The sequence below is a fragment of the Paenibacillus mucilaginosus 3016 genome (assembly GCF_000250655.1).
Lineage (GTDB): Bacteria > Bacillota > Bacilli > Paenibacillales > NBRC-103111 > Paenibacillus_G > Paenibacillus_G mucilaginosus.
On the sequence record NC_016935.1, the window covers coordinates 5440259 to 5462478 of the forward strand.

Annotated in this window: 3 protein-coding genes and 1 pseudogene; all 4 read right to left on the reverse strand. The window is 61.6% G+C overall.

Translation table 11 applies throughout. The features are described 5' to 3' along the window. Window positions 1–3: 3 nt before the first annotated feature. Window positions 4–16248 carry a non-ribosomal peptide synthetase gene (locus PM3016_RS22260; protein ID WP_051044995.1) on the reverse strand — a complete coding sequence of 5415 codons (16245 nt, stop codon included), beginning with the start codon at window positions 16246–16248 and terminating at the stop codon, window positions 4–6. A 51-nt stretch (window positions 16249–16299) separates the two neighbouring features. After that, a complete protein-coding gene (locus tag PM3016_RS22265) occupies window positions 16300–18084 on the reverse strand; it encodes an ABC transporter ATP-binding protein (protein WP_014371026.1) in 1785 nt (594 codons plus the stop codon). Then, a pseudogene (locus PM3016_RS41470) lies at window positions 18059–19908 on the reverse strand (ABC transporter ATP-binding protein). Before PM3016_RS41470 ends, PM3016_RS22265 begins: the two are co-directional and overlap by 26 nt. A gap of 472 nt (window positions 19909–20380) precedes the next feature. After that, a complete protein-coding gene (gene ectB / locus PM3016_RS22275) occupies window positions 20381–21664 on the reverse strand; it encodes a diaminobutyrate--2-oxoglutarate transaminase (RefSeq protein WP_013918807.1) in 1284 nt (427 codons plus the stop codon). Window positions 21665–22220 lie beyond the last annotated feature (556 nt).

The following is a 22220-nucleotide window of genomic DNA, read 5'->3' on the forward strand; positions in this document are numbered from 1 at the left end:
AGGTCACCCGGTGCGGTACATGCGGGCCCCCGGCACGAACGGGTCGGCGGCGAACTTCTCTTGATTCAGCTCCGGCCGGTTCAGATAGCCTCGCGCCACCTGGATCCCTGCGATGCAGAGCTCGCCCGCCACGCCGACCGGCTGCAGCTGGGTCGTGCCTTCCTTCATGACATACAGCCTCGTGTTCCAGACCGGACGGCCGATCGGCACCATTGCATAGGTCCCGTCCGGCTCGCAGTCGAAGTACGAGACGTCGACCGTCGCTTCCGTCGGACCGTACAGGTTGATGAGCCGCGCGCCGCGCACCTTCGAGACGCTGGCCTGGAAGCGCGCCACATGCTGAGGCGGCAGGGCCTCCCCGCTGGCGAACACTTGTTTGAGGCTGGCAAGCTGAACCGCCGCCTCGTCAGCCGGCAGGCTTTCCGCATAATCAAGGAACGCGTGCAGCATCGCCGGCACGAAGTGCATCGTTGTAATGCCGTACCGCTCGATCGCCTCCAGGATCTGCGCCGGGTTCTTCTCCCCGCCAGGTGTCAGCAGGCACACCTTGGAGCCGACCATCCCCCACCAGAACAGCTCCCAGACGGACACGTCGAAGGTGAACGCCGTTTTTTGCAGGATGGTGTCGTCCGGGCCGATCGGGTACTTCTCATGCATCCACAGGATGCGGTTCACGGCCGACGTGTGCTCGATCAGGACGCCCTTCGGCTTGCCGGTCGAACCGGAGGTGTAGATGACATAGGCCGCGTCCTGCGGTCCTGCGACAAGCGCAAGATTAGACTCATCGCTGCCGTACACATTCGGGTCGTTCAGATTCACGACCACTCCGTCGTACTCCTGAGGCACGGCCGCCAGGAACCGCTCCTGCGTGAGCAGCACCTTCGAGCCCGAATCCTCAAGGATGTAGCGGATGCGCTCCTCCGGATAATCGGGCGCCACCGGCACATAGGCTCCGCCGGCCTTCAGGATCGCGTAGATGCCCACGATCATCTCGAGCGACCGCTCGGTCATGACCGCCGCTCTCGCATCCGGTCCGATGCCGGCCGCCTGCAGCGTGCGGGCCAGTGCATTCGCGCGGGCATTGAGCTCCCCGTAGGTGAGCGACGCGTCTTCGAACAGCACCGCGATGCGTTCCGGCGTCCGCGCCGCCTGCTCTTCGAACAGGGAGATGATGGTCGCCTTCTGCGGATACTCGGCCGCGGTGTCGTTGAATGCGCCGAGGATTTGTCCGCGTTCGGCTTCCGTCAGCACTTCCATTTCTTCCAGTCGTAGCTCTGGATTCCCGGCCGCCTGCTCCAGCACCTGGACGAGATGGCCCTGAATGCGTTCAATCGTCTCTCTGTCGTATACCGCCGCATTGAATTCGCAGTCGATCCGCAGCTGCGCGCCCGGCATGATGACCAGGTTAAAATCGTAGTTCGTCTGCTCGGCCACCTGCGCGCCGGTGATCGTGAAGCCATGCTGATCTCCGCCCAGCTGTTCGACCTGCTGCTCCACCGGATAGTTCTCAAACACGGTAATATGGTGGATGAGGTCTTTCTTCTGCGACGTGCGCGCTTGAATGTCGAACAGCGGGTACGTCTCGTAGTCCTTCGAAGCAAGAGCCTCACGCTGTGTCCGCCGGAGGAGTCCGGCGAAGGTCTCCCCAGCTTCGCTCCGCAGCCGGACCGGCACCGTATTGATGAACAGCCCGATCGTCCGCTCGACGCCCGGAATCTCCGAAGGTCTGCCCGACACCACGCTGCCGAAGACTACATCGCGGGAGTTGTTGTAATGCTGCAGCAGGATGCCCCATGCCGTCTGTATGACCGTATTGACGGTGACCTGGTACTTTTTCGCCGTGCGATCCAGCTTGGCCGTCAATTCCTCGTCCAGCAGGCAGATCCGTTTATCCGCCCGGTAAGCCTCCTCCGGCTCCGGCGTGCGGGCGCCTGGCAGGAGAGTCATCCCTTCGTAGCCTTCCAGATAGCCGCCCCAGTAATCGGCGGCTTCCGTACCGTCCTGCTTCCCGAGCCACTCGATGTATCGGCTGTACGGGGCAACCGGAGCAAGTACCGGCTCCCGGCCCTCCGCCAGCGCGAAGTAGCCTTCGAACACCTCGCCGGTCATCAGCGACAGGCACCAGCCGTCCATCAGCATATGATGGAAGCTCCAGACGAAACGGAAATGGTTCGCATCCAACTGCAGGATCGTCACGCGCATCAGCGGATCTTCGGCGAGGCGGAAGCCTGCTGCCTTGTCTTCCCGCAGGAAGTCCGCCGCGTAAGCTTCTCGTTCTTCCACAGGCAGGCCCCGCAGATCTTCATAGCGGAAGCCCGCCTTCCGGCTGCGCAGCACGATCTGCAGCGGTTCGCTGCCCGTGCCGGCCAGGAAGTTCGTGCGGAAGATCGCATGCCGCTGCACGAGGGTGTCCAGACTGAGCTCGAAGAGCTCCGGACGGAAGCCGCCGTGCAGGTCGAAGGTCGCCTGCTCGAAGTAGGCCCCCGAGCCTGCATCCATCAGGCTGTGGAACAGCATCCCTTTCTGCATCGGGGTCAGCGGGTAGACATCCTCCAGTCCGCCGAGGTGGCGCACGCCTTCCTCCAGCGCCTCGAGTTCTTCCACCGTCAGGCCCGGGTGCAGAACGTCGCTCGGCGTCAGCTCCGTGCCCTCCTTGCCGGCACAGTGCGCGATGACCTCCTGCAGGCTGGACCGCAGCGCCTCAGCCAAACGCTCCATCGTCTCTCTGCGGTAGGACGGACCATCGTAGCGGATCGTAAGCTCCAACACACCGCCGGAGATCATCCCGCTGACATCGACGGGGTACTTCAGCGTCGTCTTCCGGCTGACCACGTCCCCGATGGAGTACGGCGAGAAGCGCATGCCGCTCTGTTCAAGATCCTGGTCGAACTGGCCGAGATAGTTGAAGCTGAGCTCCGGCTCCGGACCGTTCAGGCCCTCGGAGGAGGCCGACATATATTTCAGGAGGCCGAAGCCGATCCCTTTGTTCGGAATGCGGCGCAGCGATTCCTTCACCGTCTTGATCCGGCGGCCGAGCGGAAGATCAGCCCCCACTTGCAGCAGCACAGGGAACTGGGTCGTGAACCAGCCGACCGTGCGCGAGATGTCCGCTCCCTGCAGAATGTCCTCCCTGCCGTGGCCCTCGAGGTTGACGAGGATGCGGTCCCGGCCGGTCCAGGACTGAACCGCCATGCCGAGCGCCGTCAGCAGCAGGTCGTTCACTTCGGTGTGATAAGCCCTTGGCGCCTGCTTCAGGAGCTGCTCGGTCTCTTCCTTCGTCCAGTAGACCGTGATGGTCTCGGACTCTTCCACGGTCGGAAGACCCTCGCGTGCCCTGTCCTTCGGCAGCGGTTCTTCCTCCGCCGCAAGGATCTCCTGCCAGTAGGCCCGCTCCTGCTCCAGCTCGCTGCCGCCCGCGTAGACCGCGAGACGGTCCGCCCACAGCTGGAACGAATCGGTCTTGGCCGGCAGCCGGACCGGCTTTCCGGCGAGGGCCTGCTCGAACCCCGAGGCAAGATCCTCGAACAGGATGCGCCACGATACGCCGTCCACCGCCAGGTGGTGGATCGCCACGAGCAGGTGGTCCCCGTCATCGCAGCGGAACAGCCCCAGCTTCATCAGCGGTCCGCGTTCGAGATCGATGCCGCTTTGAATCTCGCTGGCCTTGGCTTCCACCCGTGCTGCGACGTCCTCCGCTCCCCGGAAGTCGACCGTCTCCAGGGTGTAGAGTTCTTCGCCCTTCACCGGGCGGTTCCAGCCTTCATATCCGCCGGCTACTTGGCGGAACACCATCCGCAGCGCGTCATGATGCGCTGCCACCTGGTCCAGGGCGGTGCGAAGCGCCGCTTCCTGGAAGCCCTGCGGCTTGTGCAGCATGACCGCCTGGTTGAAGTGGTGCGGCTGCACCTGCTCCTGCTCGAAGAACCAGTGCAGGATCGGCGTATGCCTCACTTCCCCGGTCACTTCCCGCTGATCGGACAGGCGTCCTGCCGCCGTCAGGCGGGAGGCCAGCTGTTCTGCGGTCGGATACTGGAACAGATCCTTCATGTTCAGCTTGTAGCCGGCCTGCAGCAGCCTCGAGGACACCTGAATCGCCTTGATGGAATCCCCGCCGAGGTCGAAGAAATTATCGTGAATGCCGACCTGCCCGGCACCCAGCACGGAAGCCATAACGGAGACGAGCGCCTCCTCGGCTGAGTTCCTTGCGGCGGCATACGCCGCCCCGGAATTCCGGCTGATCTCCGGCGCCGGCAGCGCACGGCGGTCGATCTTCCCGTTCGGCGTCAGCGGCATCTTCTCCAGCTGCACGAGTGCAGCCGGAATCATATATCCCGGCAGTTCGGCCGCCAGCCGGTTCTTGAACTCGCTGTAGGTCATCGGAGTTTCGGCCACGACGTAGGCTGCAAGCTGCTTCGAAGGTCCTCCGTCCTCACGGGCCACCACGACCGTTTCCAGTACGGAAGGCAGCTTCATGATCTGGGCTTCGATCTCGCCGAGCTCGATCCGGTGGCCTCTGATCTTCACCTGATGGTCGATCCGTCCCTCGAATTCGATCGAGCCGTCCGGCAGCCAGCGCGCCAGGTCGCCGGTCCGGTACATCCGCTCGCCGGCGGCAAACGGATGCCCGGTGAATTTCTCCCGGGTCAGCTCCGGCTGATTCAGATAGCCTTGGGCCAATCCGTCGCCTGCGATGCACAGCTCTCCCGTCACGCCGACCGGAAGCAGACGGTTTCCTTCGCCGAGAATGTAGGCGCTCGTGTTGCTCACCGGATAACCGATCGGCACGGTCGCCGCTTCGGCCGGCAGCTCGTTCACCGGATAATATGTGGCGTATACGGTGCTCTCGGTCGGTCCGTAGACGTGAATGAGCCGATCAGGCCCCAGGTACTCCAGCGCCCTGCGCACATGGGTGACCGACGAGCGCTCCCCGCCGAAGAGAATCTTGCGCACCGAGGCCAGGCTGCCGAGGTTCACATCCACAAGCACGTTGAACAGAGCCGTGGTGATGAACATGACGGAGATCCCCTGCGATGCAATGATGCCGGACAGCTTGTCCATATCCAGCACTTCGCTCTTCGAGATGAGGACCAGCTTCGCCCCGTTCATCAGCGCCCCGAAGATATCGAAGGTCGATCCGTCGAACGCATAGCTCGAGAGCTGAAGCAGCGTATCCCCGCCCGTAATCTCGATGTAGTTCGTATTCCGGACGATCCGCATGATATTGCGGTGGGTCGTCAGGTTGCCTTTCGGCCTGCCGGTGGTTCCAGAAGTGTACATCACATAAGCAAGATCGCCGGCATTCACGGCAGTCCCCGGATTCGTATCGTCACCGGCATACGAAGCTTCGTCATCCAGACGGAGCACCGCGCCTGTCCAGCCTGCCGGCCCCTGAAGGTCCCTGTGGGTCAGCAGCAGCTTCGCCTCCGAATCCGAGAGAATATACTCGATCCGCTCCTCCGGATATTCCGGATCGATCGGCACATAAGCTCCCCCGGCTTTGAGCACCGCCAGGATGGCCACGATCATCTCGGCGGAACGCTCGGTGAGCAGCCCCACAAGAGAGCCTGCCGTCACGCCCGAGGCGGCCAGTGTCCGGGCCAGGCGGTTCGCCCGCCGGTTCAGCGCCTCATACGTCAGCTCGCCGCCTTCGTGAACCAGCGCCACTGCATCCGGCGTAAACACCGCGAATTCTTCAAAGAGGGCATGCAGCGTCTTCTCCCTTGGGTAATCCGTACGGGTATCGTTGAAGGTGCCGAGCAGCAGCTCCCGCTCTTCCGGCGTGACGAGCTCCAGTTCATCCACCGCGATCACCGGATTCGCCGAAACCTGGGCCAGCACGTGCGACAGGTGCCCGCGCATGCGCCTCATGCTCGTTTCGCTGAAGCGGGCCGCATTATAGGAGAAACGGACGCCAAGCTCTTCACCAGGGATGAAAATCAGGTTGAAATCAAAGTTGGTCTGCTCGGTCGACTCCACACCCGAGATCCGGAAGGTCTCCCGTCCGCCGCTGCCGATGCTCTCCACTTCCTGCTCCACCGGGAAGTTCTCGAAGGCCATGATGTGGCCGATGAGGTCCGGCTGGCCGGACAGGGACTGGATATCGTACAGCGGGAACGTCTCGAAGCGGTTGGAAACCAGAGCCTCCTCCTGCACCCGCTTCGCCACATCTGCGAAGCGCTCCGCTCCTTCGGCACGGATGCGCACCGGGATGGTATTAATGAAGAGGCCGATAGTCCCCTCCACGCCGGCAATCTCCGCCGGACGACCCGATACGACGCAGCCGAAGACGGCATCCCTTGCGCCGTTGTACTTCTGGACGATGAGTCCCCAGGCGGTCTGCAGGAGCGTATTCACGGTCACCTGCTGCCCTCTGGCCGTCTTCTCGATCCGGGACGTCAGCTCCCGGCCCAGCGTAAAGTCCATCCGTGCCGGCACGTAATCTTTGCCGCCTGCCGGCAGCTCATCGTCCGCCGGAAGCCCCGTGACCGCTTCATAGCCTTCCAGGTATGTCTTCCAGTAATCCGCCGCTTCCCCGCGGTCCTGCCGCTCAAGCCAGTCGATATACCGGCTGTATGGCGTAACGGCCGGAAGCGCCGGACGGCGGCCTTCCCGGAGAGCGAAGTAGGTGTCGAACACTTCCTTCGTCATCAGCGACATGCACCAGCCGTCCATGATGAGGTGGTGATGACTCCAGATGAAGCGGTACGACGCAGCGCCTGTCTGCAGCACGGTTACGCGCATCAGCGCATCCTGCGCCAGATCGAAGCCCATCTCGAGATCGCGCCGTGCCAGAGATGCCAGGACAGCTTCCCGCTCTCCGGCCTCCAGACCGCGGAGGTCTTCGTAACGCAGGTCCGGCTCCCGCCGGCGGTAGACCACCTGCACCGGTTCTTCCCGCCACCCGCTGTGGATGTTGGTCCGCAGCGCTTCGTGCCTTTGGACAAGGCTATCCAGAGATTGACGGAACGTATCCAGGTCGAAGGCACCCGTAAGATCGAAGGAGGCCTGTTCAAAATAAGTCCCTTCCGACGGATGCATCAGCGAGTGGAACAGCATCCCCTTCTGCATCGGCGTCAGCGCATAGACGTTCTCGAGCTCGCCGACGTGCGCCGTCTGCCGGGTGAGCTGCTCGAGCTCGCCGGCTCCGACGCCATGCAGGAGCACATCGCTCGGCGTCAGCTCGGTACGCTCCTGCGCCAGGCAGTGCGTCAGCACCTCCTGCAGCGAGCTGCGGAGAAGCCCCGCCAGTGCATCGATCGTCTCCCCGCGGTACATGTCCCGGCTGTAGCGGATATAGAGCTCGAGCTCGCCGGCGGTGACCATGGCGTTCAGATCCAGCGCAAACTCCATCCATGCCTCACCGCTGACATGCAAGCCTTCGCTGTATGGCGATGGGGTGAAGCCGCCCTGTTCGAAGTCCTGGTCGAACTGTCCCATATAGTTAAAAGAGATGTCCGGCTGCACGGTAAGCGGCGCTTCCGCCCGGCGTGAAGATGCATACCGGAGGATGCCGTAGCCGATGCCCTTGTTGGGGATGCGGCGAAGCGTCTCCTTGACCTGCTTGATCTCCTGCCCGACGGCAAGATCTTCCCCGCCTTGGAGCAGGACAGGGAACATGGACGTGAACCAGCCCACCGTACGGGTGATATCGGTATCCTCCAGGATCGCTTCCCGCCCGTGGCCCTCCAGGTTCACAAACACACGGTCCAATCCGCTCCAGGCGCGCACCGCTCTGCCGAGCGCCGCCAGCAGCAGGTCGTTCACTTCCGTGCCGTAGGCGCGGTGCGCCTGCTTCAGCAGCGCTTCCGTCTCGCGGACGCCGCTCCACGTGATCTTGAGCAGCTCGCTGTCCTGCTGCCGCGTACGGCCGCCGGTCTCCCGGTCCTTCGGCAGCGGGGACGCTCCGCCCTCTTCGACCGTCTGCCAGTACGCCCGTTCCGCTTCCATGGCCGGGCTGTCCGCGTAAGCGGTCAGACGCTCCGCCCACGCCTTGAACGAGTCGGTCTTCTTCGGCAGGCGGATCGGCTCTCCCCGGACCGCCTGCTCATAGCCGGCAGCGAGGTCTTCGATGAGCACGCGCCACGACACGCCGTCCACCGCTGCGTGGTGAATCACGACGAGCAGATGGTCTCCGTCGCCGCAGCGGAACAGTCCGAGCTTGAAGAGCGGCCCGCCCTCCAGCGAGATTCCCGCCTGGATGGCATGAGCTTTGGCTTCGATCACCGGGGCCGGATCCGCTTCGCCTCTCACATCGGTGACATCGAGGCTGTACAGCTCCCCTTCGTTCACAGGGCGGATCCGCAGCGAGTATCCGCCGGCCTCCCCGCTTCCGTTTGGAAGGATCACCATCCGCAGCGCATCGTGATGCTCAGCCAGCTTGGCCGCCGTACGATGCAGCGCCTCCTCTTCGAAGCCCGCCTCCCGGCGGAAGAACATCGCCTGGTTGTAATGATGCATGGCCTCATGGCCCTGCTCGAAGAACCAGCCGAGCACCGGCGTAAGCGGCACTTCGCCCGCCACTTCCCCCTGCTCCGCGAGGGTCACGGCCGCCTTCAGTCTGCCGCTGAGCTGGGCGATGGTCGGATACTGGAACAGGTCCTTCATCTCCAGACGGTAGCCTGCCTGCAGGACACGGGATGAGACCTGCAGCGACTTGATCGAGTCGCCGCCCAGCTCGAAGAACGAATCCTGGATGCCGATCTCCCGGACGCCCAGTACCGCCTGCCATACGCCGGCAAGCATTTCTTCGGCGCTATTGCGCGGAGGCACGAAGTCCGATCCCCTGCCCGTTTCCGCCGCCGGCTCGGGCAGCGCTTTGCGGTCGATCTTGCCGTTCGGCGTCAGAGGCAGGCGCTCCAGCCGCAGGAGCCGGGCCGGCACCATGTGGGACGGCAGCGACTGCGCCAGGTAGCTCTTCAGCTCCCCAAGGTCCAGCGCTTCGCCGGAGGCCGCATAGCCGCACAGGTACTTCTGGCCGCGCCCGTCGGTCCGGTCCACAACCACCGCTTGACGCACGCCGCCGAAGCGCAGCATCACGGTCTCGATCTCGCCGAGCTCAATGCGGTAGCCCCGGATCTTGACCTGGTGGTCGATCCGGCCGATGAAATCCACGTGACCGTCCGCCATCCAGCGGGCCGAGTCGCCGGTGCGGTAGAGCTTCTCGCCGGGGACGTACGGGTTGTCAACGAACTTCTCCGCCGTCAGGTCCGGACGGTTCAGGTAGCCCCGCGCCACGCCCGGTCCGCCGATGCACAGCTCGCCGGCCACGCCGACCGGTACCGGCTTCAGCCCGCTGCCCAGAATATAGAAGCGTGCGTTGAGATAGGCCCGGCCGATCGGCACATTGCCCGCTTCCGGCAGCTTCTCCAGCGGTTCGTCATAGAAGCTGGAGTCGATTGCCGCTTCAGTGACGCCGTACGCGTTGATGATGCGGATCTGCGAGCCGAAGCGCTCCTGCAGGGCGCGGTAATCCCGTACGCCGCAGGAATCCGACGAAGTGATGAGCAGCCGCAGCGACGACATGTCGAGTCCGGCGGCCGCCGCATGCTCCATGAACGGGATGATGAGCGCCGGCGTCGACTCGAAGATCGTAATCTGACGTCCGTGAATCCAGCCGTAGAGCCGCTCGGGATCGATACGGTCCTCCTTCGGGCAGATGAACATCGTGCCGCCGTTGATCAACGTACGAGCCATATCGCCCGTGAATACGTCAAACGAGAAGCTCGCCAGCTGCAGGAGCCGAACAGGGAACTCCGCCAGCCTGTACTCCCTGCGGTAAGCGAGGGCGGTGTTGACGAGGCTGCGGTGCTCGATCATGACGCCCTTCGGACGGCCCGTCGTACCCGAGGTGTAGATGACGTAAGCGAGGTCACCCGGCTCGTTGATATTGGCTGCAACCTGATCTTCGGCGCCGGCATACAGCGAGGGGTCGTCCAGACAGAGCACATGCTTCGGCCCTGGGCCGCCGTCTCCGTCAGCAGCAACATCATACAAGCCGTTCTGCGTCAGCAGCACCTCTGCCCCGCTGTCTTCGAGCATGAAGGCGATGCGCTCCGCCGGATAATCCGGGTCGAGCGGCACATACGCCCCGCCGGCCTTCCAGACGGCAAGCACGCCGACAAGCAGCTCCACGCTGCGGTCCGCCAGGATGCCGACCAGCCGCTCGCGACCGATGCCGCACTCCCGCAGCTTCGCCGCGAGCGCATTCGACCGTACATCGAGCTCCCGGTAGGTCAGCTCCCGGACGGCGTCCGCCACGGCCGGGTGGTCCGGCGTCAACCGGACCTGCTCCTCGAACAGCACATGGAACGGCACATCCAAGGCATCCGGTGCGCCGGTTCCGCTGAAGGCTTCGAGCAGGTCTCTTTTTTCCTCTGCCGCCGTCACTTCCAGATCCGTCAGACGGCGCTGCGGATCCGCGGTAACCTGCTCGAGCACATTCACAAGATGGCCGCCGATGCGCAGCATGTTCGCCCGGTCGTAGGCCAAGGCGTTATATTCCAGCTCCAGCCGCAGATCGTCGCCCGGAATGACGTTGAGGTTGAAATCATAGTTCGTCTGCTCATGCATGGAGATGTTGGCCAGCGTGAAGCCTTCTCCGCCGCCCTCCTGCTCCATGCGCAGCTCGACCGGGTAGTTCTCGAACACGAGAATATGGTTGATCAGATCTTGCTTCTGCGCCGTGAGCCCCTGGATTTCATAGAGCGGGTACGACTCGTAAGAGCGGGAAGCCAGTGCCTGCTCCTGCGTCCGCTTCAGCAGTTCGGCGAACGACGTGTCCGCTTCGCAGGCCACCCGCACAGGCACGGTATTGATGAAGAGACCGATCATCGTCTCCACGCCCGGCAGCTCGGCCGGACGGCCCGAGACGACGGAGCCGAAGACGACATCCTGCGCCTGGTTATACTTCTGCAGCAGCACGCCCCATGCGGCCTGCAGCAGCGTGTTGACCGTCACCTGGTGGCGGCTGGCCACCGCCTGCATCTTCGCGGTAAGCTCCGTGCCCAGGAGAACCGCTTCTTTGCGCACCTCGTAGCCTTCCGTACGGCGGATAAGATCCGACTTCGGCAGGGACGTTTCCTGCTCGTAACCTTCGAGATACTGCGCCCAGTAAGCGGCGGCCGCCCCGCTGTCCTGCTCGTCCAGCCACTTGATGTACCGGCTGTACGGACGGGCCTCCGGCAGCGCAGGCTCACGGCCTTCCAGCTCCGCGAAATACGTCTCGAACACTTCCCGGATGATCAGCGACAGGCACCAGCCATCCATAATCAGATGATGGAAGCTCCACAGGACATGGAAGCTTTCCGCGCCGGTATGCAGCAGCGTGACGCGCATCAGCGGGTCCGCTTCCAGATCGAAGCCCCTCGCCTTGTCCGCCTCTGCCGCCGCACGGACAGCCTCCTGAAGCTCCGCTTCGCCCAGTCCGCGCAGATCCGCAGTGCGGAATTCAGCTTTGCGGCTGCGCAGAACGGCCTGTACCGGCTGTTCCAGCCAGCCGCTGAAGAAGTTCGTACGCAGGATGCCGTGCCGTCTTACAAGCGCATCGAGAGCGCGTTTGAACGCCTCCGGACGGAACCGGCCAAGCACGTCGAAGGAAGCCTGTTCAAAGTAGGCGCCCTCATCCCCGTGAAGAAGCGAGTGGAACAGCATGCCCTTCTGCATCGGCGAGAGGCCGTACACATCCTCCAGCTCGCCAAGGGCGGAAATCCGCTCTTGGAGCGATAGAAGCTCTCCGAAGCTCACGCCCTTCAGCGTGAGATCGCTCGGCGTCAGCTCTCGCTGCTCTTGCGCGCAGCAGTGTTCGACGATCCCCTGCAGACTTTCCTGCAGCAAACCGGCCAGCTCCTGCACCGTCTCGCTGCGGTACTGCCCCCGGCTGTAGCTGATCGTCAGGGTCAATGCCCCGCCGGTGATCATCCCGTTGAGATCCAAGGCAAACTTCCGCTTGCTGCGGCCGCTGACGGATGCCCCTGTGCTGTAGGGGGAGAAGCGCATCGCACTGTTATCAAGGTCCTGATCGAACTGCCCAAGGTAGTTAAAGCAGATTTCGGGCTCCATGCCCAAAAGCGTGTCCCCTTCATGTGGAGCAAGGTAGCGGAGGATCCCGTAACCGATCCCCTTGTTCGGAACGCTGCGAAGCTCTTCCTTCACTCGTTTGATGCTCGTGCCGAGGCTCTCGCCTGCCTTGATCTCCAGGACAACAGGATACTGGCTCGTAAACCAGCCTACCGTGCGGGAGATATCCGCTTCGACGATAGCTTCACGGCCGTGCCCTTCGAGATTCACAAGCACGCGCTCCAGACCGGACCAGGAATGAAGCGCCTGACCGAGAGCCGTGAGAAGCAGATCGTTAATCTCCGTGCCGTAGGCCTGGTTGGCCTGCTTCAGTAACCGGCTCGTGAGCTCCTCCGGCCATACGACCGTAATCATGTCGCTGTCCTGCAAGAGCGCATGCTCCTGTTCCTGATCCTTCGGAAGAGGCGCCGGTTCGAGACGGGCGATCCGTTCGGCATAGGCGCGGTCCGATTCCAGAGCGGCCCCGTTCGCATACTCGCGAAGCTGACGTGCCCAAAGCTGGAAGGAATCCGTCTTCCGGGGAAGCGCAGGCTCTCCCCCTGCCAGAGCCTGATCGTAAGCCGATGCCAGATCCTCGAAGAGAATGCGCCAGGAAACCCCGTCCACCGCGAGATGGTGAATGGCCATCAGAAGGTGATCCCCATCCGCGCAGCGGAACAGACCCATGTGCAGAAGCGGGCCGTTTTCAAGGTTGATCGAGGCTTGGATCTCGTTCGCTTTCTCTTCGATGGCCTGTGCGCAGTCTTTCAGATGACGGAAGTCCAGAACGTCCAGGCGGTACAGCTCGCCCTCTCCGGCCGCCCGGTTCCACAGCTTGCCTTCCGAAGCGCGGTACACCATCCGCAGGGCGTCGTGATGCTCTGCCAGTTTCGCAGCCGCCCGGCGGAGAGCCTCCTCATGGAAGCCTTCGGCACGGTGAACCATCAGCGCCTGGTTAAAGTGATGGCGGTCCGTCCACTCCCCCTGAAGGAACCATTCCAGAATCGGCGTACGCTCCACTTCACCCGTAACTTCCGACTGGGCTGCCGTCCGGGTAAGAAGCTCCACACGTCCAGCCAGATCGGCAATGGTCGGGAATTGGAAAAATTCTTTCGATTCCAGCTTGTAGCCTTCCTGGAACAGGCGGGAAGACACCTGGATTGACTTGATGGAGTCCCCCCCGAGCTCGAAGAAATGATCGTGAATGCCGACCTTCCCGGCTCCGAGTACCTTCTCCCACAAGACGCAGAGCATCCGTTCCATATCCGTCCGCGGAGGGGCATAGGCATTCCCGGACTGCACCTCCGCGCTCGGTGCCGGAAGAGCCCTCCGGTCGATCTTGCCGTTCGGCGTGAGGGGCATCTGCTCGAGCTGGACGAAGTGCGCCGGAATCATGTAGCCCGGCAGCTCCCTGGCCATGCTGCCCCGCAGCTCGCCGGCCGTGAGCGTATGCTCCGCCACAAAGTAGGCGGCCAGCTGCTTCTGGCCGGCTTCGTCGTCACGCGCGGTGACGATGCACTCCTGCACGGACGGTACCTTCATGAGCTGGGCTTCCACCTCGCCGAGCTCGATCCGGTATCCGCGGATTTTGACCTGGTGGTCGATCCGGCCCAGATACTCGATCATCCCGTTCGGCAGCCACCGGGCCAGGTCGCCCGTTCGGTACAGACGACCTCCCCGGGCAAGCGGATGCGCGATGAATTTCTCCTCCGTCAGCTCGGGACGGTTCAGGTACCCTCTGGCCAAGCCCTCGCCGGCCAGACACATCTCACCGGCCACGCCGGCGGGAAGCAGGCGAAGCTGTTCATCCAGGATAAGCACCTGGTGGTTGGCGATCGGCCTGCCAATGGATACCGGACGTCCCTCCACCCATTCGCTGCTGCAGTCCCATACCGTCGAACAGATGGAATCTTCGGTCGGTCCATAGGCGTTATAATAGGCTACCCGGTCCTTCCACTTCTGAATGAGCTCGAGGGACGGTGCGGAGCCTGCGGTGATCAGCTTCTTCAGACTCGGCATAGCGGCAGGCTCAAGATAGACGGCATACGATGGAGGCAGTGTCGCCACCGTGACCCCGTGCTCGGTAACGAAGCGCTCGAACAGCCGCGAGTTCATGATATCCGATGAGGTTGGAACCGCCAGTGCCGCCCCGAAGAAGAGGCTCATGAGCGTCTCCCAGGTCGAAGCGTCAAAGGAGAAGCTTGCAAACTGGACAACCACATCATCTTCGGTCATGCCAAGTGATGTTTCGAAATAAGTGCGCAGATTAACAAGCCCGCGGTGTTCGACCATAACCCCTTTGGGATTGCCGGTCGTCCCGGAGGTGTAAATGATGTAAGCGAGATCGGAAGGACCCGATACCGGCTCCGGATGGTCTCCGTCTCCTTCGTATAACGTCTCGCTGTCTAATGAAAGGACCGTACCGCCAAATGAAACGTTCCGCTCCAGTCCCCGGTTCACAAGCAGCAGCCCGGCTCCCGAGTCCTCCAGCATATAACGGATGCGTCCCTCGGGGTATTCGGGATCGATCGGCACATAAGCGCCCCCGGCTTTCAGCACGCCCAGCATGCCGACCACCATCTCAACCGAGCGCTCGACCATCAAGCCGACGATGGAATCCCGTCCCACGCCCCTGTCCCGCAGCGAACGTGCCAGGCTGTTGGCCCGGCGGTTGAGCTCGCGGTAGCTCAGCCTCTTCCCTTCGCAGACTACGGCCGTACGCTCCGGCACCCTCTCCGCCTGCGCTTCGATAAGCCCGTGGATCGTCTGCTCCCGTTCATATTCCGCATGGGTGTCATTGAATTCATGCAGAATCCGTTCCTGTTCCCCGCTGCCGGTCCATGCCAGGTCCACAATTCTGGCTGTCGGCTGCGCAAGAAGCGCATCGACCAGCGCGAGATACTGCGAGATGACCTGCCGGGCTTCCGCCTGCTCGAACAAGTGAATGCGGTAATCCATGTGCAGCACCAGACGGTCATCGTCCAGCATATCGACGACATGAATATCGAAGTCATTGCCTGTCGCGCCTGCAAAAGGCGTGTCGATCACATGACCGATTCCCTCCGGGTGCAGCCAGCTCATCGTCCGGTACTGCACACTCACGGCAAAGAGACGCTGCACGTCGCTGAACGAGTGAAGATCACGGAGATCCTGGATCAATTTGTTGTACGGATACCGCTGGTGACGCAGGATGGAGGACTGCTCTTTGGCCACCTGCTGCATGAAGGCCGTGATCTCCGATTCCGGCTCTACGACAGCCCGTGTAGCAACCGTACTGACGAACATACCGACCGTCTCTTTCTCCTTGCGGGTCGTCCGGTTGGCATAGGCGGTGCCGATGGCGATATCGCTGCCCCCGGTCACTTTATGCATATAGATGTAGAAAGCCGCCAGGAAGAACGTGAAGAGGGATACCTTGTGTTCCTCGCAGAACGCCTTCGCTCCCCGGTAAGCCGCCTCGGAGATTTCTGCGGTTTCCCTGATGGATTCGGTACTCAGCGTAACGGGGTTATAGACCTTCCAGCCTGTGGTTTCAGGCAGTGTCCGGAATTTCTCATTCCAATACGTCTTATCCTTCTGATACCGGTCGGAGGCTTCATAGTTCATCTCGGATTGGACGAACTCAAAATACGAAGCGTTCCATTCCGGTCTGTTCTCTTCCGGATTCCCCTCCTGCTTGCTGAAGCGCTCGTACAGCTCCGAGATCCGGTTAACCGAGAGAATCATGCCTACTCCGTCGGTCACGATATGATGCATTTTGAAACTGTACCAATATTCTTCCGGACGGATCTTGAGAAGAACGATCTCATACAGGTCCGCCTCCACCATAGCCATGGGCCTGCGAATCTGTGCCTGCACCCATGCCTCTGCCTGTGCCGCCGCTTCTTCTTCCTGTGAAAAGTCAAGCAGTTCGAAGTCCCTCTCCAAAAATGCTTCCACATATTGATAAGGGCTGCCGTCCTTCACGGTCATCTTCATCCGGAAGGCGTCGCTGGCTTCGATCACTCCGTTGATCGCCCGTTTGAGAATGCCGAGATCCACGGATCCCGTCATTTTCACAGTTACCGTAATGGTGGACAGACTGGTGTCCGGATAGAGCTTCTCCGTATACCAGATCCGCTTCTGGGGCTGCGTCAGGGGCTGATAGTTCAAGGCAGTCGGCATAACCGTTGTGTTCTCCGATTCACGAAACATCGTTGTACGCTCCCTATTCTCCAAAATGTAATCTATGGGTCTTGTCACATGCTACGATACGGCAAGCTCAGGCGGTTTCTTCCGGAACTGCAAATGATACAGGTCCGCATACTGGCCCTCCATGGCCAGCAGCTCCTCATGAGTCCCTTCTTCCTGCACCCTGCCCCCCGCAATGACGCAAATGCGGTCCGCATTCTCTATCGTGCTGAGCCGGTGGGCGACGACCAAGGTCGTTCTTCCTTTCATCAGCACCTGCAGCGCCTGCTGGACTTCATGCTCCGATTCGGCGTCGAGGGCCGATGTCGCCTCGTCCAGCAGCAGAATCGGCGAGTTCTTGAGCAGCGCCCGGGCAATGGCGATCCGCTGGCGCTGGCCGCCCGACAGGTTGGCCCCCCGCTCGCCGACCGGGGTATCGTACCCCTGCGGGAGCTCGGTGATGAAGCCGTGGGCATAGGCCGCCCGTGCCGCCGCTTCCACTTCGGAATCGCTGGCATCCGGCGAACCGAAGCGGATGTTGTCCGCGATGGTCCCTTGGAACAGCGTCGCTTCCTGAGGGACGTAAGCCATCTGCTCCCGGATCTCCTGGAGCGTACAGCTGCCGGCAGGCCGGCCGCCGAGCCAAACGGTACCGCTGTCCGGCGGATAAAAGCCGAGCAGCAGCTTCACGACCGTACTCTTGCCGCCTCCGCTTGGACCGACCAGCGCCGTTACGGTGCCTTCGGCCAGAGACAACGACAGCTCCTTCAGCACGGGCCGATTCGCATCGTACCCGAAAGTTACATCGGTTAACTGTAAAGCAGCATCCGGCCGGACCGCCGTCTTCTCCTCGGGTGACGGCACCGCCTGCAGCGCATGGCGCTCCGATTCGACCGGTACGGCGAGCACTTCCCGAATGCGCGTTAACCCGGCATACGAATTCTGCATCATGGCGACGGAGGTCCCCAGACTTAGGAACATCACGGCGATTCCGCTCTGCAGCTGTACGATTTGGCCCAGCACACCAAGCTCGAGTTGACCTGATGAGACCATCAGCAGACCTATGAGCAGAACGCCCCCCAGACTCAGGAACTGGATCAGGAAGTTCCCCGCTTCGAGCAGACCGGCCTGATGCCCCTGCCGGATGCCCGAGCGGCTTACCGCAGCGATCGCATCATGGCTGAGCCGTCCGGCCCGCTGCTGCAGTCCGAACAGCTTGATGACCTGCAGTCCGGCGATCAGGTCGCCGATCCGCTCCGTCAGAACCCCCATCTGCGCCTGCAGCTCGTCACTCACCCGGCGGAGGGGTGCCGAGAAGCGGGTGTTGAGCAGCACGGAGAAGCCGCCCAGCGCCAGCAGGACCAAGGCAAACCGCCAGTCGACGATGAACACCACGACCGAAGACCCGATAAACAGGAGGATTTGCGACACAATGGATTTGATATGCTCGGCATACGTCATCTCGATCGACTGGACGTCATTGGTGATCCGCGAGAGCAGATCGCCGGAGTGGCGGCTCTCGGCCGACCGGTAATCGATCCGGGCGATATGTCCGAAGAGCTCCGTACGGATCTCGCCCATCGTGATCTTGATGCACTTCAGGAACAGGTAATTGCAGATCGGTGACAGGATACTGAGCACCCCTACCGTACCGCAGACCAGATAGACGGCCCGCTGCAGCTCCGACGGATCCCGGTGCACGGCATAGTTGAGCAGATACTGGATCACAAACGAGAGCAGGATGGCCAGTGCCGCACTGACGAGACTCTCGCCGATCATCCCCGCATAGTAGGTGCGGGCCCGCGGTTTCATATAGGCCATGAGCTGGCCGAATTCAGCGTACGCCTGCTTGAAGGACACGTCCTCTCCCCCCTTCCGCGCCGGCTGTGTGCTCTGTCTCTTTCTTTTTCTCTTCCTCTGTCTCTTCCGTATGGACGTTCTGGTACATGGACAGCTTCCGGTAGGCCCCGTCCCTGCCCATCAGCTCCTCGTGCGTGCCGCTCTCGACGATCCGCCCCTGCTCCATCACCAGAATGCGGTCCGCCTGCTTGATCGTGGAGAGCCGGTGGGCGATCACGATAACGCTCCTGCCTTTCATGAGCTCTTGGATCGCCTCCTGCACCCTTGCCTCCGACTGCATGTCGAGCGCCGAGGTCGGCTCGTCGAGCAGCAGCAGCGGAGCGCCCTTGAGCAGGGCCCGGGCGATCGCGATCCGCTGCTTCTGACCGCCGGATAAGCCTCCGCCTCTCTCACCGAGGACCGTTCCGTAGCCTTCCGGCAGCCCGGCTATGAACTCGTGCGCACCGGCCGATTTGGCGGCCTCCATGATGTCCTCGAGCGTCGCACCCTCCCGGCCGGAGCCGATATTCTCGGAAACGGAAGCCGGGAACAGGTACGATTCCTGGGCGACCAGCGCCATCCGGGATCTCAGATCCTGCAGGTTCCACGCTTCGAGCGGCCGGCCTTCGATCCGGATCGTCCCCGAATCCGGCTGGGGCTCATAGAAGCCGCACAGCAGCTTGATCAGCGTGCTTTTGCCGCTGCCGCTTCCGCCGACGACCGCGAGGGTCTCGCCTCTCTCCAGCCGGAACGAGACGTCCCGGAGGGCCGGTGTTTCCCCGTCATAGCTGAAGGTGACACGGTCGAACTCTACCGCCGGGGTGGCCGCTTCGACCGAGAGGGCTGCCGATGTGCCGTTCTCCCGCTCCGAGGGCCAGTCCAGAGCTTCGAACAGCCGCCGTGCCGCACCGGATGCTTCCTGAATCTGGGCGCTGAGCACCGGCATGAGGCTGACCGGCTGCAGTACGAAATTCAGCAGGTAGATGAAGAGCACGATGCCTCCCGCATCCAGCTCGCCCTTCTCGATCAGATGTCCGCCGTAGACGATGACAAACACGATCGGCGAAGCCAGGAACAGAATCGCCAGGGGGCCGAGCAGCGCATACCGCTTTTCCAGCCGCAGGCTCAGGCTGACCGCTTCAGCCATCAGCGCGCTGTACTCCGGTAGAAGGCCGCCTGCATATTGAAAGCCTTGATGATCGCCAGGCCGCCGATCGCATCCTGGGCCATCGCACTCAGGCGTCCGATGCTCTCCTGAAGCTGCTCCGAGAACGACTGCATCGGCTTCGTCAGAAGCGTCGTCAGGATCATTCCGAGCGGTAACAGCACCAGAGTGGAGAGCACAAGCTTCCAGCTCGTCATCAAGAGAATGGTGAAGGCGGCGAGGAACACAACGGGGAGATAGAACAGATTCGCAAACTGCTGGATGAAAAAGTTCTGGAGCACCGCCGTGTCGTTCGTCAGCCGGGAGACGAGGTCCCCGGTGAAGCGCCGTTCCACTTCGGATACGGGCAGCGCCGTGATCTTGGCCGACCACTCGCTCCGCAGATCCTGCAGCGCCTTCACGCTGAATCGCGCTGAAGCGTACTTGATGGCGTATCTGCAGGGCATACCGATCAGGATCATGAGGGCAATGATCGCAATAATCTCGCCCGGGGGTCCGATCGTCCCGTCGATCATCCGCTCGATAAGCTTGCCGAGCACGATGTCGATCGCCGCCAGACCGAGGGAGGCGATGACGGTTACGGCCACCCAGAAGGAGTAAGGCCGGACATACCGGACGAGCCGCCCGAAGACGGGCTTTGGTTTAGCTTTGGGTTCGGATTTGGATTTGGGGGTGGACAAGGGATGTTCCTCCCATCGAAGTAGGGCTTGCTGTATGGTTCCGGCCGGCCCCAAGGGCGTCGGCCGTACCTCCGGATTCGGCACCGGAACCGCCTTTGGAGCTGCCTATTGTCAAAGCCTATGTTCAAGGGGTATCTATACACGCTATGTACGATCGATGTTTCCCCCGCAGCCCTGGTGTGGATAAGAAAAAGATCCGGCTGCGGAGGAAGGTACGTTTTTACTGACGGTTAGGTGTGACGATGGTGCTGCGTGAGGCTCCAGACGGCTCCGTTCTGGAGATGAACGGGACAGTCCTGGATTGGCGGTGAGTCCATGCGGCCTGAGCGGTGAGGCGGTTGGGAAAGGCACCGCTGGCAGAATGGGGAGAAAATCTTCCAATTCGGTGAAAACGTTATCTTAACATCAGGGCCGCAGAGCCCCCGGAAGCACTTCCGTGCCCCTTGCCGGGGGGTGCCGGCTTGGCCGAGCCTTAAGTCGTCACCAGCAGATCCTGGGTCTCCTGGGAGATCACCTGCTGCATACTCGACTTGATGATGTCGCAGCCGGCAGCCAGATGCTCCATCGAGACGGTAAGCGGCGGCATGATCTTCAGCACGCGGTCTCCTCTGCCGGCTCTTTCAATGATGAGCCCGTTCTCGAAGCAGAGCTCCGTCATCCGCTTCGCTCCGGCTTCATCCGTGAAGCCGGAGACGTCAATGCCCCAGATGAGGCCGAGTCCGCGGATTTCGATGGACGGATGCAGAGGCTTGATTTCTTTGTCAAGGAACGAACGTACAAACTCTTCCTTCTGCTTCACCTGGGCTTCCAGGGCGGCCCTGTCCCGGAACTCGAGTGCGGCTTTGGCCGCCACAAAAGCGAGCTGATTGCCGCGGAAGGTGCCGTTGTGCTCACCCGGCGTCCAGAGATCCAGCTCCGGCTTCAGCAGGAGAAGAGACATCGGCAGGCCGTACCCGCTGATCGACTTCGACAGGGTGATGAGATCCGGCTCGATCCCCGCACGCTCGAAGGAGAAGAATCCGCCTGTCCGGCCGCAGCCGACTTGAATCTCGTCGGTAATGAGCAGGATATCGTGCCTGCGGCACAGCTGGTGCAGACCGCGGAGCCACTGCGCGTCGACCACGTGAATCCCGCCTTCGGCTTGTACGGTTTCGAGCAGGATGGCGGCCGGCTTGTCGATCCCGGAGTGCGAATCATTCAGGATATTCTCGATATAGCCGAGCGTATCCATTCCTGCGAACGCCCCGCTCGGATGCGGCATGAACGTGATTCCGCCCAGCGGAAGCCCCGCCCCTTCCCTCATGGACTTGGAGCTTGTCGCCGACAGGCTGCCGAGCGACATGCCGTGGAAGCCGCCCATGAACGCGAACACCCCGGTTCTTTTCTTCGCCTTGCGAGCGAGCTTCAAGGCCGCTTCAACCGCGTTCGTTCCCGTCGGTCCGCAGAATTGAAGCTTGTAGTTCAGCTTCTTCGGCTCAAGGATCCGCTCCGAGAAGCTCTGGATGAACTCGCGCTTGGCCATCGTATACATATCCAGACCGTGCATAATGCGGTCGGAGGTCAAGTAATCGAGAATCCGGTCCTTAATATAATCGTTGTTATGACCGTAATTCAGTGCGCCGGCACCTGCAAAAAAATCAATATAAGCCCTTCCGTCCTCGGAGTACAACAAGTCCCCCTTGGCCCGGTCGAATACCACCGGAAAGCTTCTGCAGTAGGATCTAACGTTGGATTCCAGCTTTTCAAATATGCTCACGCGCTTCATCCTCCATCGGAATTGGGATAAGATTTGCTTCATCCGTTCTGAACCTTCTGGCGTCATGGAGCAGAATATTCTCGGCTGTCGTTTTCCGCATTTGTCGGTCCCCGCATGCCGGCTTGCTGGGTAGCCAGTGGACTGGTCTCTCGCGCACAGCTTGGATCGGGATATAAATCCCTCCGGTTCCATGAACTAACATATTAGGAAAGGTGCTCCATGTAGGATTATATCAAGATTTCGGAAGATGTATAATAAAGCTTTAGTTAAATTTGGCTTATCCAACACATGGAATTAATATTTTGCCGAAAAAGAGAGAATGGAGGATCACGCTGGGAATGGATTGCCATTCATCGAGGAATTCGACTCGAGTCGACATTCAAGCGGGGGGCTGCCCGATGGGGGAGCTCTTCCCTGTAAGCATTCTCTGCCGGGTCTCCAAATCCTTGCGCTTTACGATAACTTAACAAGAACCTGACGGCTGGCTGGCTGCCTGTTGGATGCTTGACTGGATACCTGCTGGATGCCTGGCTGGATCCTTAGCTGGATACCTGCT

What these genes read in the sequence shown, in the direction of transcription:
- PM3016_RS22260 (WP_051044995.1), bottom strand. Translation starts at nt 16,248, where the DNA reads ATGTTTCGTGAATCGGAGAACACAACGGTTATGCCGACTGCCTTGAAC.